This window comes from Citrobacter sp. wls710 (assembly GCF_005281115.1).
Classification (GTDB): domain Bacteria; phylum Pseudomonadota; class Gammaproteobacteria; order Enterobacterales; family Enterobacteriaceae; genus Citrobacter; species Citrobacter werkmanii.
In genome coordinates, this window is the sequence record NZ_SZXD01000026.1 from 390,844 (window position 1) to 412,094 (window position 21,251).

Annotated in this window: 23 protein-coding genes; 9 read left to right on the forward strand and 14 right to left on the reverse strand. The window is 52.1% G+C overall.

Annotation, left to right across the window (positions count from 1 at the left end):
- Positions 1-30: 30 nt before the first annotated feature.
- The gene (locus FDX14_RS10935; RefSeq protein WP_042313139.1) at positions 31-381 is read left to right on the forward strand and encodes a DUF2002 family protein; all 351 of its coding nucleotides are present in this window, start codon (positions 31-33) and stop codon (positions 379-381) included.
- Here the strand turns inward: FDX14_RS10935 and alaE are convergent.
- On the reverse strand, positions 355-828 hold the full coding sequence (alaE, locus tag FDX14_RS10940; protein ID WP_137349507.1) for an L-alanine exporter AlaE: 474 nt from the start codon (positions 826-828) through the stop codon (positions 355-357). The genes FDX14_RS10935 and alaE overlap by 27 nt on opposite strands.
- A gap of 549 nt (positions 829-1,377) precedes the next feature.
- Here alaE and stpA point away from each other — a divergent pair.
- A complete protein-coding gene (gene stpA / locus FDX14_RS10945; protein ID WP_079226104.1) occupies positions 1,378-1,779 on the forward strand; it encodes a DNA-binding protein StpA in 402 nt (133 codons plus the stop codon).
- A 36-nt stretch (positions 1,780-1,815) separates the two neighbouring features.
- Here the strand turns inward: stpA and FDX14_RS10950 are convergent, their stop codons facing one another.
- From FDX14_RS10950 to FDX14_RS10960, 3 genes are all read right to left on the reverse strand, one after another.
- The gene (locus FDX14_RS10950) at positions 1,816-1,995 is read right to left on the reverse strand and encodes a GDFGVC terminal motif YodC-like protein (protein WP_038632960.1); all 180 of its coding nucleotides are present in this window, start codon (positions 1,993-1,995) and stop codon (positions 1,816-1,818) included.
- An 80-nt stretch (positions 1,996-2,075) separates the two neighbouring features.
- Positions 2,076-2,603 (reverse strand): rhodanese family protein, encoded by a 528-nt coding sequence (locus FDX14_RS10955; protein ID WP_137349508.1) that lies wholly within the window; start codon positions 2,601-2,603, stop codon positions 2,076-2,078.
- A gap of 9 nt (positions 2,604-2,612) precedes the next feature.
- A complete protein-coding gene (locus FDX14_RS10960; protein ID WP_079226106.1) occupies positions 2,613-2,912 on the reverse strand; it encodes an ArsR/SmtB family transcription factor in 300 nt (99 codons plus the stop codon).
- 185 nt (positions 2,913-3,097) lie between these two features.
- Here FDX14_RS10960 and FDX14_RS10965 point away from each other — a divergent pair, with 185 nt between their 5' ends.
- The gene (locus FDX14_RS10965) at positions 3,098-3,256 is read left to right on the forward strand and encodes a YqaE/Pmp3 family membrane protein (protein ID WP_038632951.1); all 159 of its coding nucleotides are present in this window, start codon (positions 3,098-3,100) and stop codon (positions 3,254-3,256) included.
- A gap of 98 nt (positions 3,257-3,354) precedes the next feature.
- A complete protein-coding gene (gene lysM, locus FDX14_RS10970) occupies positions 3,355-3,804 on the forward strand; it encodes a peptidoglycan-binding protein LysM (protein WP_038632949.1) in 450 nt (149 codons plus the stop codon).
- A gap of 12 nt (positions 3,805-3,816) precedes the next feature.
- On the opposite strand, the gene csiR is transcribed toward lysM, so the two are convergent.
- The 7 genes from csiR to FDX14_RS11005 all read right to left on the reverse strand — a co-directional run bounded on the left by csiR (position 3,817) and on the right by FDX14_RS11005 (position 11,998).
- Positions 3,817-4,503: a DNA-binding transcriptional regulator CsiR gene (csiR, locus tag FDX14_RS10975; RefSeq protein WP_061382314.1), complete on the reverse strand. Its 687-nt coding sequence runs from the start codon at positions 4,501-4,503 to the stop codon at positions 3,817-3,819.
- Between the two features lie 45 nt (positions 4,504-4,548).
- Complete coding sequence (gene gabP / locus FDX14_RS10980; protein WP_061382313.1) at positions 4,549-5,949, reverse strand: GABA permease; 1,401 nt, start codon at positions 5,947-5,949, stop codon at positions 4,549-4,551.
- Positions 5,950-6,089: 140 nt separating this feature from the next.
- Entirely contained in the window at positions 6,090-7,373 is a 1,284-nt protein-coding gene (gene gabT, locus FDX14_RS10985; RefSeq protein WP_042313152.1) for a 4-aminobutyrate--2-oxoglutarate transaminase, read from the reverse strand.
- Between the two features lie 25 nt (positions 7,374-7,398).
- On the reverse strand, positions 7,399-8,847 hold the full coding sequence (gene gabD / locus FDX14_RS10990) for an NADP-dependent succinate-semialdehyde dehydrogenase (protein WP_137349509.1): 1,449 nt from the start codon (positions 8,845-8,847) through the stop codon (positions 7,399-7,401).
- A 23-nt stretch (positions 8,848-8,870) separates the two neighbouring features.
- Positions 8,871-10,139: an L-2-hydroxyglutarate dehydrogenase gene (gene lhgD, locus FDX14_RS10995; protein WP_137349510.1), complete on the reverse strand. Its 1,269-nt coding sequence runs from the start codon at positions 10,137-10,139 to the stop codon at positions 8,871-8,873.
- 19 nt (positions 10,140-10,158) lie between these two features.
- A complete protein-coding gene (glaH, locus tag FDX14_RS11000; RefSeq protein ID WP_137349511.1) occupies positions 10,159-11,136 on the reverse strand; it encodes a glutarate dioxygenase GlaH in 978 nt (325 codons plus the stop codon).
- Between the two features lie 259 nt (positions 11,137-11,395).
- Entirely contained in the window at positions 11,396-11,998 is a 603-nt protein-coding gene (locus FDX14_RS11005) for a short chain dehydrogenase (RefSeq protein ID WP_137349512.1), read from the reverse strand.
- A gap of 98 nt (positions 11,999-12,096) precedes the next feature.
- On the opposite strand from FDX14_RS11005, the gene FDX14_RS11010 reads away from it, so the two are divergent.
- Positions 12,097-12,987, forward strand: a complete 891-nt coding sequence (locus FDX14_RS11010; RefSeq protein ID WP_079226110.1) for a LysR substrate-binding domain-containing protein — start codon at positions 12,097-12,099, stop codon at positions 12,985-12,987.
- A 34-nt stretch (positions 12,988-13,021) separates the two neighbouring features.
- Here the strand turns inward: FDX14_RS11010 and FDX14_RS11015 are convergent, their stop codons facing one another.
- From FDX14_RS11015 to FDX14_RS11025, 3 genes are read right to left on the reverse strand one after another with little or no spacing between them, the layout of a single operon-like run.
- Positions 13,022-14,536: a tripartite tricarboxylate transporter permease gene (locus FDX14_RS11015; protein WP_042313169.1), complete on the reverse strand. Its 1,515-nt coding sequence runs from the start codon at positions 14,534-14,536 to the stop codon at positions 13,022-13,024.
- Positions 14,537-14,546: 10 nt separating this feature from the next.
- Positions 14,547-14,981, reverse strand: a complete 435-nt coding sequence (locus tag FDX14_RS11020; protein WP_094301039.1) for a tripartite tricarboxylate transporter TctB family protein — start codon at positions 14,979-14,981, stop codon at positions 14,547-14,549.
- A gap of 14 nt (positions 14,982-14,995) precedes the next feature.
- On the reverse strand, positions 14,996-15,973 hold the full coding sequence (locus tag FDX14_RS11025; protein ID WP_137349513.1) for a Bug family tripartite tricarboxylate transporter substrate binding protein: 978 nt from the start codon (positions 15,971-15,973) through the stop codon (positions 14,996-14,998).
- A gap of 153 nt (positions 15,974-16,126) precedes the next feature.
- Here FDX14_RS11025 and tctD point away from each other — a divergent pair, with 153 nt between their 5' ends.
- From tctD to FDX14_RS11045, 4 genes are all read left to right on the forward strand, one after another.
- Complete coding sequence (gene tctD / locus FDX14_RS11030; RefSeq protein WP_042313173.1) at positions 16,127-16,801, forward strand: transcriptional regulator TctD; 675 nt, start codon at positions 16,127-16,129, stop codon at positions 16,799-16,801.
- Positions 16,788-18,200 (forward strand): sensor histidine kinase, encoded by a 1,413-nt coding sequence (locus tag FDX14_RS11035; RefSeq protein WP_042313175.1) that lies wholly within the window; start codon positions 16,788-16,790, stop codon positions 18,198-18,200. Before tctD ends, FDX14_RS11035 begins: the two co-directional genes overlap by 14 nt.
- Before the next feature lie 358 nt (positions 18,201-18,558).
- Complete coding sequence (locus FDX14_RS11040) at positions 18,559-19,974, forward strand: undecaprenyl-phosphate glucose phosphotransferase (protein ID WP_061382311.1); 1,416 nt, start codon at positions 18,559-18,561, stop codon at positions 19,972-19,974.
- Positions 19,964-21,250, forward strand: a complete 1,287-nt coding sequence (locus FDX14_RS11045) for an outer membrane beta-barrel protein (protein ID WP_061382310.1) — start codon at positions 19,964-19,966, stop codon at positions 21,248-21,250. The genes FDX14_RS11040 and FDX14_RS11045 overlap by 11 nt, the downstream gene beginning before the upstream one ends.
- Position 21,251: the final 1 nt, after the last annotated feature.

Consider the following 21,251-nt stretch of genomic DNA (forward strand, 5'->3'; position numbering starts at 1 on the left):
CCCGCAGTAAAAGATAACGAGGAAAATAATATGTATTTACGACCTGATGAGGTGGCGCGCGTACTTGAAAAAGTGGGCTTTACCGTTGATGTAGTGACGCCGAAAACGTACGGCTATCGACGTGGTGAAAATTATGTGTACGTTAACCGGGAAGCACGTATGGGACGTACCGCCTTAGTCATCCATCCCACGCTTAAAGAGCGCAGCTCTTCACTGGCGGAACCTGCGACAGACATTAAAACCTGCGATCACTACCAGCAATTCCCGTTGTATTTAGCCGGAGAGAACCATGAGCATTATGGTATTCCTCACGGCTTTAGTTCGCGTATTGCACTTGAGCGTTATCTGAGTGGGTTATTTGGCGACGTTAACGCTAACTAATAACGCGACTGGCAGGGAGCTGCTGACCTTAAACAGGCGGCGGCAATAATCAAGGAAGTAGCCGTATACTGCGCCCATCAGCATCGATACCACGATGTTCGAACTTACCGCAGCCGTAATCTGGTGCCAGTCCGCGCCAACCGTCAACAGAATAATCACGTAAACCGGCGACTGGAAGGTGACATAAGCCAGCACGTCCGCCAGGTTTTTTGCCCATCCAGCCTGCGTGGCTTTACGTGCCGCGCGCATAAACAAATCACGGTACATGCCGTATGGCCAGGCGATCAGAATATTGACAGGGATGGCCACCAGTCTGGAGTACAGTGACTGTTCAAAGCCCATTCCAGAAAGGAATATCTCGATCAACATGTTCACGACAGAACAATAAACAACCATCGCGAACGTGTCTGCTACAGCATGACGCAAGCGTGACTGCGGAGAGAACATGTTAATGCTCCTTGTAAAAAGGGGAAAAAAGGTTTTGAATACCTTTGATGCTAGTGATTTGTCTTGCTGCTTTCGCGTTTCAATAGGATATCTACCTGGATAATAACTAGCAACTAGCTTAAAATTTTTATTTATTGTCTTTTTGTCGATAAAATGCTCTGTATTGGTTTGATTTTTGTTCGTTTTGGTGTTTTCGTTGTTTAGCTAATTAAAAGTATTTTATATCAATAAGTTATGGAGACTTGTTTTTCTGAATTTTTTGCGCTCCTTTTCTGAAAGTTGACTGATGTTCAGAATGTGCGCGTGCCGGTCCCGGACAATAAAGTGATGTGTTTATCAGACGATGTGCTGAGACGTTATGCGAGTATATTTACAGTGACTAGCCAGGGAATATAAAATATTTGATGTCAGGTTTCAGGATAGCCATTTAAATAACGGGAATGGCTATTTGTTTAATAATCTGTGAAAAAATTAGACTGGAAAAATAATAATCAGTTGCATACAATATTTGGCGTAATACCATTTTTACGTTAAAGAGGTTTTGTTAATATGAGTTCAATGTTAAAAAACTTAAATAATATCCGCTCGCTGCGTGTAATGGCGCGTGAATTTTCCGTTGATGTGCTCGAAGATATGCTCGAAAAATTCAGAGTAGTAACCAAAGAACGCCGCGATGAAGAAGAACAGATTCAGCGCCAACGTGCAGAACAGCAGGAAAAAATTAATAATTTGCTGGCCCTGATGCAGGCAGATGGGATCAATCCGGAAGAGTTGCTGAGTATGACGCCAGCGACGTCGCGGGCAGCCAAAAAACGTCAACCACGCCCGGCGAAATATCGTTTTATCGATTTCAACGGTGAAGCAAAAACATGGACCGGACAAGGCCGTACACCAAAGCCAATTGCCCAGGCGCTGGCTGCCGGTAAATCTCTTGATGATTTTTTAATCTAATTATAAATGCGGTGAGGGTATCCTCACCGCCTGTTTTCAGCAAACGCCGAAATCACCGTCTTCGGTATATCGCGTCACGTCAGCTGCTTTCAGTGTGAATTTCTCACCGCTTTCATTACTGGCTTGTACCGCCACAATTTGATCTTCGTTGACTTCGACAACTTTCAGTTTAGGTCCGCCCATGCGTGGTTGAACCAGATCGCCAGGTTTAAACATATTGCGCTCCTTTATTTATCGCACAACTCACCATAGATCACGTCAATCGACGGGTACAGCGCTGATTCAGGTATTACCGCTTAATGAGTACGACGATTCCAGGGCATTTTGTCCAGCAACCGCGCCATGCCACAAAAGCCGGTCACGCCAGCGAGTATCAGCCCGGCACCCACAAAACCGCTCAGCAGGAAGAAGGCGCTGCCGACGGCGTAACCCAGAATGACGCCGAGTAAGGCAAGACTACCTGCGGCTATTTGCACCTGACGCATCAGCGGCAACGGTTGGGAACTGTCTTTTGCCACCGGTAAACCTGCGGCTTTCCAGCCATCAATTCCACCTTCAAGCAACCAGACTTGTGCTGGCGCGGCAATCGCGCTGAGCCTGTTCACTGCATTTTGTGTGCGTTTGCCTGACTGGCAGTGAAAAATCACCTGCTCGGCGCGTAAATTCGTAGGCAACGATCCCTGCTCAAGTGTGGGTAACGGTGCCAGATGCGCCTCAGGAATATGCTCGTGCAGGTACTCGTCGGCATCGCGGATATCAATCAGTTTCGCGCCTTGCGCGACCAGCGTCTGCGCCTCGCGCGGGGAAATCGTCCCAATGGTCATGATGGCTCCTTATGGGCAATACAGTGTTTTTAATGTGGCGATCAGCGAATTCACAGCCGCATTTTTAATGGAATAAAGGATGCGCTGGGCATCGCGCTGGCTGTCTATCAGACCTTCTTCGCGCATACGCGCCAGATGCTGTGAAGTAGCGGAAGGACTCAGGCCGGTAGCGCGTGCTAACTCGCCCGCGCTGGTACCGGGCGAACCGCAGAGCATGCACAAAATCAGCAACCGCTTCGGGTTACTCATCGCTTTGAGCAGAGCGGCCGCCTGTTCAGCGCTGGCCTGGAGTTGTTCAAGTTCGTTCATATTTATTTAAGCATAATCTAAATTAAGTGAATTCTAAAATAAAAAACCAACGTACGCCAGCGTAAAGAGCGTAAAAGAGGGTAAAACAACAGGGGAAGGCTGGCAGATTTGAGTAGAATGACTACTCTTAGAGATAAAATCTCTTTTTAAACAATGATTAACTTTTTTGCTTGTAGGGAGTTTGTATGGGTTTCTGGAGAATCGTTTTCACTATTATTCTGCCCCCGCTTGGCGTACTGCTGGGAAAAGGATTCGGCTGGGCGTTTATCCTTAATATCGTTCTGACGCTGCTGGGCTACATTCCTGGTTTGATCCACGCCTTCTGGGTACAAACGCGTAATTAAGACTTCTTTTCATAAACGGCGCATTTGCGCCGTTTTCTTTGCCGTCCTCTCTCCTCTGCTACACTTCCTGGTGTTGCTTGTTAATAACCGAGGTGGATATGGGACTCTTCAATTTTGTGAAAGATGCAGGTGAAAAACTTTGGGATGCGGTCACCGGAAATCATGACACGGCCGATCTGGCGAAGAAGGTGCAGGAACACCTAAATAAAACCGGCATCCCCGATGCAGATAAGGTGAACGTTCAAATTAACGAAGGCAAGGCCACCGTTTCTGGTGATGGATTAAGCCAGGAAGCGAAAGAGAAAATCCTGATTGCGATTGGTAATATCTCCGGTATCGCCAGCGTAGACGATCAGGTCAAAACCTCTGCACCCGCGAGCGAAAGTCAGTTTTATACCGTGAAAGCGGGCGATACCCTGAGCGCTATTGCCAAACAGGTTTACGGTAACGCTAACCTGTACAATAAAATCTTCGAAGCGAATAAACCGATGCTGAAAAGCCCGGATAAAATTTATCCCGGGCAGGTGTTACGTATTCCGGAAGAATGATGAAGTGCAGGCTTATTCCGTCAGTAGCTTGCCGGCCATCGCCTGTTGAATAATTGGAATCGGCGTCAGCAGGTGCTGGCGCATTAATTCGCTAGCGCGCACGGCATCGCGTGCCAGAATCGCTTCGGTCAGCGTTTGATGCTGATCGTGTTTATCTTCCAGCATCTCAACTGACAGCACCGTTTTACGTAGCCAGATAAACCGGTAACGCGCCGCTAAATCAAACAATCGTTCGCGCATTTGCAGCAGATATTGGGAACCGCAGCCGGCGACAATCGCCGAGTGAAACGCCTGATGGCGCTGATCCCATTCATCAAGCATCTGTTCGCTGGCGTCCACGGCTTCAAGCTTACTGAGCATATGCGCCCGGGCTAAAATCTCCGCTTCCCAGGCATCGTCGCCGCGTTCGATGGCCAGCGCGACCAGCATGGCCTCCATATTGGCGCGGGCATCGAAAATATCGAGCAATTCCTGCTCGGACATCGGGGCGACACGATACCCTTTCTGATTGACCACCGTGACCAGTCGCTCCGCCACCAGCTGTGAAAGCGCTTCGCGCAGCGGTCCCACGCCAAGCTCGTAGCGCGAGGTCAGAAGGCTCATACGCAGTTTCTCATCAGGCTGATAAATACCGCGGATGATGTCGTTCTTTAGCCAGCGGTATCCATCAATGGCCGTCGGTTGGGGAATGGCGGTCATGGTCTTACTCCTGAATAAATGTCCCGGCGTGCGCCGGGAACAGATTTAATGCGTATTTTGCAATGGTGCTTTTTGCCACGATAGCAGTTTTTTCCAGCGTGCCATAATGGGCACCGTGCAAATAATTCCTATGGCTAATAACCCGGTAGAGATGACTTCCAGTTGTTGCGCCGGGCGAAAGAGCATGACCACCAGCACAAAGATAATAAAGGCGATGACCAGCCAGGTAAGCCACGGATAAAGCCACATTTTCAGTTTAATTTCACCACCTCGCGCCAGCAGAATTTTGCGCATCCGCAGTTGGGAAATAGCGATTACCAGATAAACCAACAGAGCGATAGCGCCAGAGCTGTCGATCAGGAATTTAAACACTTTGGCCGGGGCGTAATAGTTGACCACCACGGTGAGGAACGCCGCCCCCGTAGACAGCAACACCGCCACGTAAGGCGTTTTACTGCGGTTTGTTTTCCCCATAAAAGCGGGAGCATCGCCACGACGGCTCAGAGAGTAGAGCATACGGGATGAGGTATACAGCGCGGAGTTCAGGCAACTGGTCACCGACAACAAAATGACGCAGTCCATGATCAACTTCGCGTGTGGGATATGCAATAACTCCAGGACCGAGCGGTAAGAACCCACTTCTTTTAGCCCCGGCATGTTCCATGGGATCAGCGCCACCACCACGAAAATGGAGCACAGATAGAAGATGGATATACGCCAGATAACCGAGTTGGTAGCGCGGACGATGTGTTTATCCGGGGTGTCGGACTCGGCGGCGGCGATGGTGACAATCTCTGCGCCCATGAAGGAGAACATGGTGATCAGCATCGCGCTGAGTACGGCGCCAAAACCGTTCGGCATAAAGCCGCCCTGATCCCACAGGCGTGAAACGCCGCTAACCTCGGCATAAGGATAGAAACCGCTAATCGCCACCGCGCCGAGGACAATAAACGCCAGAATGGCAATCACTTTGCACAGCGCCAGCCAGAATTCGAATTCACCGTAATTTTTGACGCTCAGCAAATTACTGCCAGTTAATGCCAGCGTGATAACCAGAGAAAATAACCAGACAGGTATGCCAGGGATCCAGGAATGCAGAATGATGGCGGCAATATTGGCCTCCAATGGGATAACCAACACCCAGAACCACCAGTACAACCAGCCGATGGTATAACCTGCCCATGGGCCGATGGCTTTATCGGCGTAGGTGGAAAAGGAGCCGGTATCCGGGGTGGCGACGGCCATTTCGGCCAGCATGCGCATAATCATCACCACCAAAAGTCCGGCAAACAGATAAGCTAATAATACGGCGGGACCGGCTTCTGCAATCGCCACGCTTGAACCTACGAATAAACTCGCGCCGATAACCCCGGCAATAGACAGCATGGTGACGTGGCGTGATTTCAGCCCGCCCCCTAAATCATGTGATTGTGACACTTGCCCCATCTTTTAAACCTCTCGAAAGTATTTCACTTGGGAGAGCACCCCGGCATTCCCGCGCCGGGGCACGCGTATTATTGTTATTGACCCTATGTGCCGGATGGCGGCTCCGCTTTATCCGGCCTATGGATTGCTTTTTTGTATAGTTAGCCCTGCTTCGCCTCAGCAAAACACTGGGCGATGATATCCAGCCCCTGGCGAATTTGCGCATCTTCAATGGTCAGCGGGACAAGGATGCGCAGTACGTTGTAGTAAGGTCCGCAGGAGAGCAGGATCAGACCTTTATCACGCGCACGGGCCACCACTTCCGCGGTAAGTTTGGCGTCTGGCTTCGTATGGTCGCCGTCTTCGAACAGTTCGATGGCGATCATCGCCCCCAGCCCACGCACGTCGCCAATTTCGCGATGCGTTTCGGCGATAGCAAGCAGGCCTTCGCGCAAGGTTTGCCCCAGTTCGTTGGCCTTTTGCAGCAGATTTTCCTGTTCGAAAATGTTCAGCACCGCCAGCGCGGCGGCACAGGCAATCGGGTTACCGGCATAGGTACCGCCCAGGCCACCCGGCGGGATAGCGTCCATGACTTCGGCGCGACCGGTTACTCCTGCCAGCGGGAAGCCGCCAGCGATAGATTTGGCGAAGGTGGTAAGATCGGGTGCTACGCCCATCTGCTCCATGGCGAACAGCGTACCGGTGCGGCCTGCGCCGCTCTGCACTTCATCGGCAATCAGCATGATCCCGTGTTCGTCACAAATGGCGCGCAGACGCTGCATAAATGCCGGGGTGGCCGCGTAAAAACCGCCTTCGCCCTGGACGGGTTCAATTACGATGGCGGCAACGTCTTCCGGCGCGGCATCATTTTTGAAAATACGATGAATGCTGGCGATAGCATCATCTTCGCTGATGCCATGCAGCGGGCAAGGATACAGCGCGCGATAGACGTGACCCGGCATCAGTCCCATTCCGGCAGAGTACGGATTTACTTTTCCGGTCAGAGACAGGGTGTAGTGGGTACGACCATGATAAGCACCGCTGAAGGCGATCGTACCTGTACGTTTGGTGGCGGCGCGGGCAATTTTCACCGCGTTTTCCACGGCTTCAGAACCGGTGGTCACCAGCAGAGTTTTCTTGGCGAAATCGCCCGGCACTTTCTTGTTCATGATTTCGCACAGCTCCAGGTATGGCTCATAGGCCAGCACCTGGAAGCAGGTATGCGACAGTTTTTTCAACTGCGCTTCTACCGCAGAAACAATCTGCGGGTGCAGGTGACCGGTATTCAGCACCGCAATACCGCCAGCAAAATCGAGGAATTCGCGGCCTTCAACGTCCCAGACCCGGCAATTTTCTGCCCGCTCGGCAAAAATAGGGTGGATCTGTCCTACGCCACGGGGAACGGCGTTGCTGCGACGTTGCATAAGTTCTTTGTTGGTGCTCATCAGGTGTTCTCCAGTATTTGTTTTATTAAAGGCCGATGCACATATATTTGATTTCTAAGTAGTCTTCGATGCCGTATTTCGATCCTTCACGGCCAAGACCGGAGGCTTTGATCCCCCCAAATGGGGCGACTTCGTTGGAGATGATGCCGGTGTTAATCCCGACGATGCCGTACTCCAGCGCTTCGCCAACGCGGAAGACGCGGCTTAAATCACGGGCGTAGAAATAGGCTGCCAGGCCAAACTCGGTGTCATTGGCCTGTGCGATGACGTTAGCTTCGTCTTTAAAGCGAAACAGCGGCGCCAGCGGGCCAAATGTCTCTTCTTTGGCGACCTTCGCGTTGTCCGGCACATCGACCAGAATGGTGGGCTGGAAGAAGTTCCCGCCCAGCGCATGAGGTTTACCGCCAGCGATAATGCGTGCGCCTTTATCCAGGGCATCGGCGATGTGCTCCTGCACTTTGGCGACCGCTTTTTCGTCGATCAGCGGCCCGGTAGTGACATCTGGTTGCAGACCATCACCGAGGCGCAGCTTGCTCACCGCCTGTTCGAGTTTTTCGGCAAACTGGTCATACACACCGGCCTGAACGTACAGACGGTTGGCGCAGACGCAGGTTTGCCCGGCGTTACGGAACTTCGACGCCAGCGCGCCTTCCACCGCTTTGTCGAGATCGGCATCGTCAAAGACGATAAACGGCGCATTGCCACCCAGCTCCAGTGACACCTTCTTGATGTCTTTGGCACACTGTTCCATCAGCTGACGGCCAATTTCGGTGGAGCCGGTAAATGACAGTTTGCGCACCAGCGGGTTGCCGGTCAGTTCGTTACCGACCGCGCTTGCTGAACCGGTCACCACGCTGAATACGCCAGCCGGGATCCCGGCGCGATTGGCCAGCTCTGCCAGCGCCAGTGCGGAATAGGGGGTTTGGCTGGCCGGTTTAAGCACCATGGTGCAACCCGCCGCCAGTGCCGGACCGGCTTTGCGGGTGATCATCGCCGCCGGGAAGTTCCACGGCGTAATCGCGGCGGTCACGCCGATTGGTTGCTTGATGACGATCAGACGCTTATCTGCCTGATGGCCGGGGATCGTATCGCCATAAATGCGTTTGCCCTCTTCGGCAAACCACTCAATAAATGAGGCGGCATAGGTGATTTCGCCTTTGGCTTCCGCCAGCGGCTTACCCTGTTCCAGGGTCATCAGACGAGCAAGATCGTCCTGATGTTCAATCATCAGGTTGAACCAGCGGCGCAGGATATTGGCTCGCTCTTTGGCGGTCAGCGCACGCCAGGCCGGCAGGGCGCGGTTAGCGGCGTTAATCGCTTCGCGAGTTTCATCTGCCCCCATTTTCGGTACGCTACCCAATTGCTGACTGTTGGCGGGATTGGTCACCGCGATGGTCTCGCCGTTGTTGGCGTCACGCCAGTTGCCGTCAATCAACGCCTGTTGGCGAAATAAGGTTGGATCGTTCAGTTGCATGATTGCTTCCTGTCTTAATCGGTTTAACGGGTAAATGCGGCGTGTAATGTCTCCACGCTACGTGCCGCACGCAGCGTGCGTCCGGGATTACTCTGGCTCTCCAGCAGTGCATGAACTTTGCCGACAATATGCGCGCCGATAGGGATCGCTGATGTCGCCGCCGGAGAAGGGGCGTTGCAGGTATGAATGGAGCGTGGCGTAGTGACAAACAAGAAATCGTCGATCAGCTTGCCGTCCGGAGACACAGCCTGCGCCCGCACGCCTGCAGGCCACGGTTGCAGATCTTTCTGCGTCAGACTCGGACAATACTTTTGCACCAGCCGCAGGTAGCCGCTTTTGCACAGCGAATTCTTCATTTCGCCAAGCCCGGAGCGCAGGTTGTTTTGCAGTACGCGGCGGATGCCGGAAGAGCCGAAGATCTCCAGCGTATCGCTGAGTGAGAAATCGCGTTTGCGGTAGCCTTCGCGTTTAAATGCCAGTACCGCGTTGGGTCCCACCGTGACGCTGCCATCAATCATGCGGGTGAGATGTACACCGAGAAACGGCATCGCCGGGTCGGGGATCGGGTAGATCAGATGATTGACTATCTGATTATGTTCTGACGCCAGACGGAAGTATTCGCCACGGAACGGACAGATGATAAAGCCGGGTTCAACGCCGAGCATTTTCACCAGTCGGTCCGCCATCAGGCCAGAACAGCTAATCAGCGTTGACCCTTCATACTCCTGACCCTGACGGGTATGGACGATCACGCCCGCGGCATGCTCTTTCAGCGCGCTGACCTCGGCGTTATAAACAATCTCACCGCCCTTGGCCTGGAAAATCTTTGCCATCGCGGCGGTTACTTCGCGGTAGCTGACGATCCCGCTCGACGGGACGAAAATGCCGCCCAGCCCGGTGATATTGGGTTCACGCTCGCGTAGCTCCTGCGCATTCAGCCATTCGCGTTCCAGGCCGTTAGCGGCCGTGCGATCCCATAGCGCGCGCATGCGTTCCATTTCCAGAGCGGAAGTGGCAACCAGCATTTTCCCGCAGACGTCGTAGCGGATGCCGTTTTGATCACAAAAGGCTTTGGTGGCGCGATTTCCGGCCAGGCAAAACTGCGCCTTCAGGCTGCCAGGCGTGTAATAAACCCCGGCATGAATCACGCCGCTGTTATGGCCCGTCTGGTGACAGGCCGGGCCGGACTCTTTTTCCAGCAGCGCGATTCTGGCGTCCGGATAGACATCAATCAGTTGCATGGCGGTCGACATGCCGATAATACCGCCGCCAATAATCACAAAATCATACATCCGCTTTTTTCCTTCGCGCTTACTGATGGGTCTGGTAGTGGTTGGTCGCGTAAGCGAAATAACCACGCTGGCGCATCAGTTCGCGGCGCAGGTCAGGGTGCGAGGTGAAGCGGTCGCGACCGTGCAGCCAGAACAGGTTGTTAATCAGCAGGAATTTACCCACGGGAACCGGAACGGAAATAATGTTCTTGCTGGTTTCCAGCGCATCGGACAAGTCGCTCAGCCAGACGCCTTCTTCATAGTCTTTTGGCTGGACGAACTGGTCGATGTAGCGCATTACCGGGCGGCCCAACTGGTCAACGTCAAACACCGGATGGAACACATCCTTGCTGACGTTTTTGCTTGGCGGGGCGGCAAAGCGCATCGCACGACGCGCCAACGGATGGGTAAAGTACTGATCCAGATGCTCCCAGTCGTCGAGATGCAGCAGCAGCGAGTTACCGCCGGTCATGTTCTGCTCGTCGATCTTCATCATCAGCACGTAATCGGTGATTTCTTCGAGGTAGGTTCCGTCGTTATGCAGCTCCATAACACGGTGCGGCTGGCGCAGATAGCTGTCTGAGTTATCGACGTTTTTCACCACAAAACGGGCATAGTATTGACCGCTCATCGCATCAAAATTGGAGCGTCCGATCAGATGCGCGACCGCCGTTGCCAGCTTGACCATCTCTTCAGCCTGCGCCACGTCATCCACGCCGACGGCGTTGATCAGCAGCGCCCCTTCGGCACGATCGAGCAGCGTTTTCAGCAGCAGGGGCTGTAACTGGTTGCCGCACAAATCATCGAGGATCTTGCCCACTTTGAAACGCAAGAAAGATTTGTATTCCAGGGCCTGCACCGGCCACTGCGCGACGGCCTGTAGAAATTGCTCAGTGGTCTCGGCAGAAAAAGTCAGCTCCAACAGACGTGGAGACTGGACTGATGGTTTCAGTGTGAAACCGCTGTAGTGCTGGGCTGGATCTTTAGCGTTCGGTTGTACGGCAGTCAGTGCGTTCATCAAATCGATCCTCTCAGTAGATTGTCAGGGAGATATGGCGCAGCTCGTTTCGTAGCCATAAATTAAAAATATCTACATTTTTGAAAAACGCGCACAGAATGAACTTGTTTGTTTATTATTTGTGATCAAAAGCAACAATTATTTAACATTATAAAAGGTGAGGATATCTGCGAGTAGAGGGAAGGTGGGCAAGAAAATGTATTTTAAAACATAGGGTTAATTATTCTGTCGCTGGCGATAAACCAGCGACAGCGGCAAGTCAGTAACCGACTTGATAAATGCGACCCGTTTGGATGCCTTCCACACTGCGGCGATAGGCGTTGGCAACGGTGGCGGCCGGGACGCTTTCGAAGCCCGGGAAGAAATCGTCATAGGCTGCGGCGGATTCACTGAGCACGGTTGGGCTAATCAGGTTGATGCGCAGCCCACGACCCAATTCACAGGCTGCTGCGCGAACAAACCCTTCCAGACCGGCATTGATTGTTGCCGCATTTGTGCCTTGCGCGATGGGTTCATGAGCGATAATACCGCTAATGAGCGTAATCGAGCCGCCATCATTGAGGTAATGCTGCCCGGTTAAGGCCAGTCGTATTTGCCCTAACAGCTTATCCTGTAAACCCTGATTAAAATCCCGATCGGTCATGGTGGATAACGGCCCAAAGAACAAATTGCCGGTGGCGGAAACGATCGCGTCTACCCGACCGACTTTTTCAAACAATGCCTCGACACTCTTCTGGGAGGTGATATCGACCTGGTAATCACCCTGGCTGCGACCCACACGGATCATTTCATGTTTACGGCTTAATGTTTCTGTAACCGCACGACCCACCGTACCGCTGGCACCAACAATAACAATTTTCATAACCACCTCCGCAATAGTGTGAGCCGCTATTCTTTAATGAAAATGAAATCGGATAAACTGGCTAAAAGTTAGATGATTACTAACCAGGGGTTTGCAATATGGATAAACTGCGCGGCATGGAAACGTTTATCGCGGTGGTGGAGAGCGGGAGCTTTACCACCGCGGCAACGCGACTGGGGATGTCTGCGGTGATGGTGGGGAAATATATCACCCACCTTGAAGCGCAACTCGGTACGCGCCTGCTGGAGCGCAACACGCGTCGCCAGAGTCTGACCGATGCCGGTCGTGTCTATTTTGAAGAAGCCCGGCGTGTGCTGGAACAGGTGACGATAGCCGAACGTTCAGTGGAGCGTCTGCGGCTGGCGCCTGCGGGGACGCTGCGCATCAGCGCGCCAACCTCCTTTGGTGCCTGCGTGATCTCGCCGTTGGCCGCCTCGTTTTTACAGGCCTGGCCGGAAGTGCGAATTGAACTGGATCTGACCAATCGGATGGTCGATCTGGTGAATGAAGGGGTTGACCTGGCGATCCGCATTGGCGATATCCATCAGACTGATGTGGTGGCGAAATATCTGTGTCCGTACCGTATGGCGATTTGCGCTTCGCCGGATTATCTCGCTCGTCATGGCACCCCCTTCACGCCCGCGGATCTGGTGGATCATTTGTGCCTGTCCCACACCGTCTGGACGGCCCGCAACGAATGGATGCTACCGGGCGCAGGGGGCGAAGTCAGATGGAAACGCGATGCGATCCTGCGCTGTAACGATGGTCATGGCCTGCGTATGGCGGCAGTGGCGGGGGCGGGGCTGCTGTTACAACCGGAGGTGCTGCTGGCGGAAGAGTTAGCTACTGGCAGACTGGTGCGGGTGCTGGAGGCGTTTACGCCGCAGCCGCGACCCATTCATCTGCTGTGGCGGCAAGATTTGCGTGCGTTGCCGAAACTGACGCGGTTTGTCGAGCACGTTCTTAGTGCAGTTCAGGAATTAAGATGAAAATGCCGGATGGCGATGCCCATCCGGCATATTACTAGCCGATATCCACCTGCGGTTTGCTGTTACGCTTACGGATCAGGCGCAGCACCGGCGGGATCACGATAACCAGTACCGCCATCACCAGCAGCACTTTTGCTACGCCGCTGGCCCACAGAATATCCATGCTGCCGTTACTGATAGACAGCGCCCGGCGCAGATTTTGCTCCAGCATTTCGCCCAGCACGAAGCCTAAAATTAATGGCGACATCGGGAAGTGCATCTTACGCAGAATGTAGCCTAGTACGCCAAGGGCGACCATCAACACCAGATCAAAGGTAGTGCTGTGAACGGCGTACACGCCTACCGCTGAGACTGCTGCGATAGCGGGCACCAAAAACCACAGTGGGATGGTCAGCATACGGGTAAACAGACCGATCAGCGGGATGTTCATCACCAGCAGCATCACGTTGGCAATCAGCAGCGCCGCAATCAGTCCCCAAACGATATCCGGTTGTTCGGTGAACATCGCCGGGCCAGGGGTGATGTTGTACAGGGTCAGCGCGCCCATCATCACTGCCGTGGTGCCGGAGCCTGGAACGCCGAGCGTCAGCATCGGAATAAAAGAGCCACAGGCCGAGGCATTGTTCGCGGCCTCAGGTGCCGCCACACCGCGAATATCCCCTTTGCCGAAGCTGTCGCTGTTGCCGCTGAGCTTTTTCTCGGTCATGTATGTGATAGCGCTGGCAATGGTGGCCCCTGCGCCAGGCAGGACGCCGACGAAAAAGCCGATCACCGATGAACGCAGGGTGGCGCCCACGCACTGCGCACCTTCTTTGGCATTGAACAACATGCGGCCCGTTTTACGCACCAGCGTCTGGCCACTGCTGGTATGTTCCAGCATTAACAGTATTTCTGAGACAGAGAACAACCCAATTACTACCACGATAAACTGCACGCCGTCGGAGAGATGAACACTGTCAAAGGTAAAGCGATAAACCCCGGTGTTGGCGTCCACGCCGACGGTCGCAAGGCCGAGACCGATAAGCGCTGCCAGAAATGATTTCAGTGGATTTTGCGCCATCATGCTGCCGAGACAGGCAATGGCGAAAACCATTAAGGCAAAGTATTCCGCCGGACCGAAGGCCAGCGACCATTGGGCTAACGCTGGGGCAAACAGAATGATGCCGCCGATAGCGATAAGCGAACCAAAGAATGAGCTGACCGCCGAGATAGAGAGCGCGACGCCGCCGCGCCCTTGCTGCGCCATCGGGTAGCCATCCAGCGCAGTCATAATCGCTGCCGCATCGCCGGGCACGTTCAGCAGGATGGAGGAGATACGCCCGCCGTATTCACAACCAATGTAGACCGTCGCCAGCAGGATCAGCGCGGATTCAGCCGGCAGGTGCAAAGCGAAAGCCAGCGGCAGCAGGATCGCCACGCCGTTGATAGGCCCGAGGCCGGGCAGCAGCCCGACGATGGTGCCGACAAAGCAGCCAATCAAGGCGATAACCAGGTTTTCCGGCGTCATCGCCACCGCGAAACCCTGAGAAAGATAAATCCAGGTATCCATCGTTTCTCCGTTAACCCAGCCAGGCGCCGAGTGGTAAGGTGACGTCAAGCAGCCGGTCGAAGGCATACCACAACAGAATACCGAGGACCGCGCCGGAAATACCCGCAGCCGGAATGGTTGCGCCGAACAGCATGCCAATCACCACGGTAAGAATGGCGGTGGCGATGGGAAAACCGAGCCATTCAAAACCCCAGGCGTACATCAACAGAACAATCACCATCGTCAGCAGCTTTTGCAGCACATGACGGCGAGGCCAACTGATGGTGTCCGGGTGGCGCAACAGCAGCGCCACGGCGCATAACAGCATCAGGCTGATAATGCCCAGCGGAAAGGGACGCGGGCCAACCGGCTCATAGCTGTATTCGCTGCTGATTTGCCAGGCCACGAACAGCCCGGCTATACAGAGCAACAGCCAGATACCTGCAAAAATACGATCGCTCATCATCTTTGCCTCTGCGCTTATTTCGCCAGACCGAAGGCTTTCGCCTGCTCACGATAATCCGTGACCTGCTTCTTCACGTACTCGTCGAGCTGCTTACCGCTCATGTTGAACTCGAACAGGCCGCGGAGATCGCGCTGCTTTTTAAATTCCTCGGTTTGCTGGAGTTTGTTAAAGGCATCGACCCACCACTGGTATTCGGCATCACTGACTTTTGGTCCAACGTAGAAGCCACGAATGATCGGCCACACCAGGCCGTAACCCTGCTCTTTGGCGGTTGGCACATTGGCTAACTGACCCGGCAGGCGTTCTTCCGAGAACACCGCCAGCACGCGGATTTTTTCGCCGCTGAGATAAGGCACCATCTCGCTGAGATCGCCGGAAACTACCTGTACGTGATTGCCCATCAACGCGGTAACCGGTTCGCCGCCGCCTTCAAAGGCTACATAGCGCATCTTGTGCGGATCGACATTGGCTTTTTGCGCCAGCAGCGCCGACTTCATCCAGTCCTGACTACCGATTGAGGCACCCGCGCCAATAACTACGCTGTTAGGATCTTTTTCCATTGCCGTCAGCAGATCTTTCAGCGTCTTCCATGGTGAGTCCTGGCGTACGGCGATCATGCCGTAATCCGTGCCCACGCTTGCCAACCAGCGCACGTCATCCACGCCATAGCGACCAAATTTACCTTGTGACAGGTTCAACAGGGAGCCGCCGGAGAAAGCCACCACGGTACCTGCTTCAGCCGGGCGTTGAGCGACGATTGCGTTATAGGCCACAGCGCCAACGCCGCCGGGCATGTAGGTTACGCGCATCGGTTTTTCGATAGCGCCGGTTTCCATCATGCTCACCTGAATCAGCTTGCAGGTGAGATCGAAGCCACCGCCGGGTTTCGCCGGGGCGATACATTCGGTGCGCGATGGCGCTTGTTCTGCCAGAACAGAGGTACTCATCAGTAAAATGCTTGCAGTAAGGGTACGAAGTAATTGTTTTTTCATTGTTTATCCTCACACCGGAAAACCGGATTTTCAGGTACGAAAGAAGATTTTTGTGATTATGTGAGCCGATGTGTAGCAGTTCGGTTGCGTGATTGTTAAAACATTAACCTTTCAATTCCCTTTCAATGCGGCAGAAACTTTACAGGATGTGATATGCGTCTCTTATTAGCGGAAGATAACCGTGAGTTAGCTCACTGGCTGGAGAAAGCGCTGGTGCAAAACGGTTTTGCCGTTGACTGCGTTTTTGATGGTCAGGCGGCCGATCATCTTTTACATAGTGAAACGTACGCGCTGGCGGTGCTGGACATCAATATGCCGGGGCTGGACGGTCTTGAAGTCGTCCAGCGGCTGCGCAAGCGCGGCCAGACGCTCCCCGTTCTGCTGTTGACGGCGCGCAGCGCGGTGGCCGACAGGGTGAAAGGGTTAAACGTCGGGGCCGATGATTATCTGGCAAAGCCGTTTGAAATTGAGGAACTGGATGCCCGGCTGCGGGCTTTGCTTCGTCGCAGCGCGGGGCAGGTACAAGGCATACAGCAACTGGGCGAACTGGCATTTCATGATGAAGGCTACTTTCTGTTGCAGGGGCAACCGTTGGCGCTTACGCCGCGTGAGCAGGCCCTGCTGACGGTGCTGATGTACCGTCGGTTGCGCCCGGTTTCGCGCCAGCAGTTGTTTGAGCAGGTCTTTAGTTTGAGCGATGAGGTCAGCCCAGAAAGTATCGAACTGTACATCCATCGTCTGCGTAAAAAACTTCAGGGAAGCGATGTACGCATCGCCACGCTACGTGGTCTGGGCTATGTGCTGGAGCGTAGCGATGAGGTGGGTTAAGCCTCAGTCGTTGTATCTGCAACTGCTGATGTTTCTGGGATTACCGCTGCTGTTGCTGTGGGGGCTGTCGGCGTTTAACAGCTATGTCAGCGCGTTACAGGCGGCGACGCAGGCGTATGATCGGACGCTGCTCTCGTCCGCCAGAACCGTCTCTGAGCGGTTAGTGGTGCGTAATAAACGGCTGGAAGTGAATGTGCCGTGGGTGGTGTTGGACAGCTTTGAACTGAATATGAACGACAGGCTGTATTACAAAGTGGTCGACCCGGCGGGGAAGGTGATATCAGGTTATGACGATTTACCTGCGATGCCGCCTGCCACCTCGCGCACACGACTTTATCCGGCGCTGGCGTGGTTTTATCACACTGAATATCGCGGCGAAGCAATCCGCGTGGCGCGTTTGCTACAGCCCGTCAACGAGGGTGGTATTATCGGCATGGCAGAGATTTATGTCGCTGAAACGCTGCAATCACGGCGTTATCTGGCGCGACAGTTGCTGTTCTCCTCGTGGGTTTCGCAAGGACTGCTGGTAATGCTCACGCTGGTGCTGGTTGGCTGGCTGCTGCGCCGGGTGCTACGTCCGATGCGCCAGTTGTCATCGCTGATGGTACGTCGCGAGCCTGGGCTGCTGACGCCGTTGCCGGAGCTGTTGCCGTGGTCGGAAACCCGTCTGCTGATTGTGGCGTTTAACCGCTATCTGGACCGACTGCGCGGCCTTATCTCTCGTCAGGAACGCTTCAGCGCGGACGCATCCCATCAGCTCAAAACGCCGCTGGCGGTACTGAAAACTCAGGCGGCGGTAGCCCTCGCCAGCCCGCAGCCTCAGCAGTGGTACGAGAGTTTACAGGCCATGAGCGTGACTCTGGATAACACGATTCAACTGACGGAAAGGCTGCTTCAGCTGTCGGCTGTGAAGCGCAAAGAGCAGGGAGAAAAGCACTTCTCACCGGTTAATTTGTATGAGGTGGTACAAAGCAGTTGTTTTACCCGGCTGGCGCAGGCACGCAGTAAAGCTATCGATCTGGGTTATGAGGGGGAACAGGGCGCGGTGTGGATTGAGGGCGATGAAGTCCTGCTCGGCGAACTGTGTGGGAATCTACTTGATAACGCCCTGAAATATACGCCGCCGCATGGTGTGGTGACAGCCCGACTGCAGCGTGAAGGCGAAGCCGTGGTGCTGATGATCGAGGATAGCGGACCAGGTATAGATGATCAGATGGTTCATCAGGCGATGCTACCGTTTCATCGACTCGATAACGTTGGCAATGTCCCAGGCGCAGGAATTGGTCTGGCGCTAGTTAACGACATTGCGCGTTTACACCGTACACATCCGCAGCTGACACGTAGCGAAATCTTAGGTGGGTTAAGCGTGCGGGTGCGCTTTTTAAGCGTTGCTGGCTGAGATATTTTTATTGTGGTGTTTAGCCGCAATGGAAGGGTGATTCAAAATAAATCAAATAACACCATTGTGAAATTTGTCATACCTAAAATGTTTTCGCGTAGACCATAAATTGTTAACTGTCAATGATGGTTTTGTTGTGAAAAATCGTCTTTTTTGATTTTATGGTAAATGGTTTGGTTGTGTTAATTTCCTTTGAAATCATAGTTATAAAATCACGCAGCGGCGAATTTTCACACATGCAAACATTATTTTTTACATTTACTGACAATGGAGCATTGCGTTTTTTAGACTTGTGATATAATTAGCATCATGAAATGAGAAAAAAATAATTAAATATCAATAGATAATGGGCTGAGATATGCTTAAAAAATCGCTAAAGATTAGCAGTCAAGGATATCCAGTCTTTTTAAAACTGGTTGATTTTATCGTTATTAATGTGACGTTAATTTTTAGTGCTCATCTGCTGGGGTTGATGCCATTTAACACCATTGCTATTCTGAGTATTCTGTTCTCCGTCTTTTTTTTATTGTTTGCGGAATATATCAAAATTTATCAGCAAAAGATTAAAACGATTGGTTTGCGTAATCAAAAGCGGTTACTTTTTTGTACGCTGTTGGCTATATTTTTTAACGAGCTGGTGAGTATGACGGTGGCAGAGCCGGAGTCCCTCGGTTACTTAGACAGGCTACCTTCGCCTTTTTATTCTGCCATTATTTACTGGTACTTTATTCCATTACCTTTTCTTTATTACATTCGCTTTTTTATTTTTAAATATTCAACGAAAAAGAGTATGCGCGTGGCGATTATTGGTTTGACCGACAATGGTCTGGCCGCGGAAAGCGCATTACTGAATGAGTACGCCGATATCAAATTGGATTTGGCTTTTTATGATGAGCGTGCGTTATCGCGCTGTGGCGACATCGTTGATAAGGTCAAAAGCCCATTTCGTGGCCCGGTGATTAATCTGGTTGAGGAAGCCCGACTGGGAAATATAGACGAAATCTATATCGCTTTACCGATGGTGGCGCTGCATCGCATCCGCCATTTTTTGACCATGATGTCAGACACCACCGTAGATACCTATATTGTTCCTGACTTTTATACCTACAGCAACAATATGTCCAAGTTACGTTCTATCCATAACCTGCAAACCATCGGCATCTTTAGCTCGCCGTTTGAAGGGGCGGGTTCGTTTATTAAGCGGGCAGAGGATTTGGTGCTTGGCAGTATCATTATGCTGATGATTTCGTCGCTGATGTTGGTTATTGCTATTGGTATCAAACTCACTTCTCGTGGGCCGGTGTTTTTCAAACAAGACAGGTATGGCCTGAGTGGGCAAAAAATTAAGGTCTGGAAATTTCGCACTATGCGCGTTATGGAGAATTCCGATACGGTAATTCAGGCCACGAAAAACGATCCGCGGGTGACGAAATTCGGTAGCTTCTTACGCCGTACGTCGCTGGATGAACTTCCGCAATTTATTAACGTATTGCAGGGAAGTATGTCGATTGTGGGTCCCAGACCCCATGCGGTTACGCATAATGAGCAGTATCGCAAACAGGTCGAAAATTACATGATCCGCCATAAGGTAAAGCCTGGCATCACCGGACTTGCGCAGATTAACGGTTTTCGTGGGGAAATCGATGCGCTTTATAAGATGGAAAAACGGGTTCAGTACGATATTGAGTACATTCAAAACTGGTCACTTTGGCTGGATATAAAAATTATCATTAAAACTATTTTCAAAGGATTTGTCGGTAAGAATGCATACTAAATTAATCGTTATTACCGGAATCGTGATATCGCAGCCCGCATGGGCTGATTTAACACCGAAATCACACATCGGCTTTGCGGGGATCGACTTCCAGGGCAAGGTCGCTGTGGATTATGGTTATAATGATAACGTGACTTATCAGCCACATAACAGCGATGCTGTCGGTTCCTCGTTTCAGAGCGCAGCGCCAGTGCTGAGTATGATCGGCGAGCGCGGTCAGGATAAGTATTTACTGATGTACTCTGGGGATTACCGTAACTACTCAAGCGATTCTGCTGATAACTACACCGATCATTTTTTCCGTTTTAATGGGGCCTGGCGTTATGGACTCATGCATGGCTTAACCCTCAATCTGGAGGATTCACTTGGGCATGAATCCCGTGGCCGCGGAATTACTGAGGGTTTTTTACCCAGTCAGTTTCAGCAATATGGGATTACCTCACCGCTGACGACAAATTTCATCAACAGTGAACTGCGCTACAGCTATGGCGCGCCTGATGGGCGTGGCAAAGCGGAACTGGCGTTGTTATACAAAAAACTGACTTTCGGTAATACTTCTGATGTACAGGATACCAGTGAGGATTTTTACCATTACATTCAGGAACAGGAATGGCATGAAAATAGCTTGGTCGCGGAAATTTTTGACCAATACACATCCAGAACACGCTTTCGCTATAGCTTTATTACTAACCAGCGTCGCTATGACAACAACTCAGAAAAAGATACTAATGAATACTATTTGCTGTACGGCATGAAATCGCAGTTGACTGGAAAAACCAACGTCGACATGAATATTTCATGGTTGTACAAAACATTTGAAAACAGCGCAAACTCGCATGATTTTAATGGTCTGAACTGGGACATAAAAGCAGAGTGGAAGCCGCTACAACAGTCGGTTTTCACGGCCCACTCGGCGCAAAGCATTAAAGACCCGTCGGAAGTTGGGGGATATATTTTAGTGACCCAGTATGGCATTTCTTACCAGCATTTCTGGTTAGGTAATCGTTTTTCGACTTTGCTGGATTATTCATACACTGCGGAAGACTATAAAAAACAGAACAAGGACCGGCATGATAAAGATGGGGTGTTTAGCGTCACAATGAGCTACGACTATACGCCATCGGTTAATTTTGAGATTAAATATCAATTAGATACATTGAATTCGAATAAGGATACTGACTCGTTTTATATCGGTCCTAACGACAACCAGGAAGTTATTAGAACGTTGGGTTATGATAATTCTATGATTATGCTTAAAGCTAAGGTTCAGATCTAAA

What these genes read in the sequence shown, in the direction of transcription:
- FDX14_RS10935 (WP_042313139.1), top strand. Translation starts at nt 31, where the DNA reads ATGTATTTACGACCTGATGAGGTGGCGCGCGTACTTGAAAAAGTGGGC.
- alaE (WP_137349507.1), bottom strand. Translation starts at nt 828, where the DNA reads ATGTTCTCTCCGCAGTCACGCTTGCGTCATGCTGTAGCAGACACGTTC.
- stpA (WP_079226104.1), top strand. Translation starts at nt 1,378, where the DNA reads ATGAGTTCAATGTTAAAAAACTTAAATAATATCCGCTCGCTGCGTGTA.
- FDX14_RS10950 (WP_038632960.1), bottom strand. Translation starts at nt 1,995, where the DNA reads ATGTTTAAACCTGGCGATCTGGTTCAACCACGCATGGGCGGACCTAAA.
- FDX14_RS10955 (WP_137349508.1), bottom strand. Translation starts at nt 2,603, where the DNA reads ATGACCATTGGGACGATTTCCCCGCGCGAGGCGCAGACGCTGGTCGCG.
- FDX14_RS10960 (WP_079226106.1), bottom strand. Translation starts at nt 2,912, where the DNA reads ATGAACGAACTTGAACAACTCCAGGCCAGCGCTGAACAGGCGGCCGCT.
- FDX14_RS10965 (WP_038632951.1), top strand. Translation starts at nt 3,098, where the DNA reads ATGGGTTTCTGGAGAATCGTTTTCACTATTATTCTGCCCCCGCTTGGC.
- lysM (WP_038632949.1), top strand. Translation starts at nt 3,355, where the DNA reads ATGGGACTCTTCAATTTTGTGAAAGATGCAGGTGAAAAACTTTGGGAT.
- csiR (WP_061382314.1), bottom strand. Translation starts at nt 4,503, where the DNA reads ATGACCGCCATTCCCCAACCGACGGCCATTGATGGATACCGCTGGCTA.
- gabP (WP_061382313.1), bottom strand. Translation starts at nt 5,949, where the DNA reads ATGGGGCAAGTGTCACAATCACATGATTTAGGGGGCGGGCTGAAATCA.
- gabT (WP_042313152.1), bottom strand. Translation starts at nt 7,373, where the DNA reads ATGAGCACCAACAAAGAACTTATGCAACGTCGCAGCAACGCCGTTCCC.
- gabD (WP_137349509.1), bottom strand. Translation starts at nt 8,847, where the DNA reads ATGCAACTGAACGATCCAACCTTATTTCGCCAACAGGCGTTGATTGAC.
- lhgD (WP_137349510.1), bottom strand. Translation starts at nt 10,139, where the DNA reads ATGTATGATTTTGTGATTATTGGCGGCGGTATTATCGGCATGTCGACC.
- glaH (WP_137349511.1), bottom strand. Translation starts at nt 11,136, where the DNA reads ATGAACGCACTGACTGCCGTACAACCGAACGCTAAAGATCCAGCCCAG.
- FDX14_RS11005 (WP_137349512.1), bottom strand. Translation starts at nt 11,998, where the DNA reads ATGAAAATTGTTATTGTTGGTGCCAGCGGTACGGTGGGTCGTGCGGTT.
- FDX14_RS11010 (WP_079226110.1), top strand. Translation starts at nt 12,097, where the DNA reads ATGGATAAACTGCGCGGCATGGAAACGTTTATCGCGGTGGTGGAGAGC.
- FDX14_RS11015 (WP_042313169.1), bottom strand. Translation starts at nt 14,536, where the DNA reads ATGGATACCTGGATTTATCTTTCTCAGGGTTTCGCGGTGGCGATGACG.
- FDX14_RS11020 (WP_094301039.1), bottom strand. Translation starts at nt 14,981, where the DNA reads ATGATGAGCGATCGTATTTTTGCAGGTATCTGGCTGTTGCTCTGTATA.
- FDX14_RS11025 (WP_137349513.1), bottom strand. Translation starts at nt 15,973, where the DNA reads ATGAAAAAACAATTACTTCGTACCCTTACTGCAAGCATTTTACTGATG.
- tctD (WP_042313173.1), top strand. Translation starts at nt 16,127, where the DNA reads ATGCGTCTCTTATTAGCGGAAGATAACCGTGAGTTAGCTCACTGGCTG.
- FDX14_RS11035 (WP_042313175.1), top strand. Translation starts at nt 16,788, where the DNA reads ATGAGGTGGGTTAAGCCTCAGTCGTTGTATCTGCAACTGCTGATGTTT.
- FDX14_RS11040 (WP_061382311.1), top strand. Translation starts at nt 18,559, where the DNA reads ATGCTTAAAAAATCGCTAAAGATTAGCAGTCAAGGATATCCAGTCTTT.
- FDX14_RS11045 (WP_061382310.1), top strand. Translation starts at nt 19,964, where the DNA reads ATGCATACTAAATTAATCGTTATTACCGGAATCGTGATATCGCAGCCC.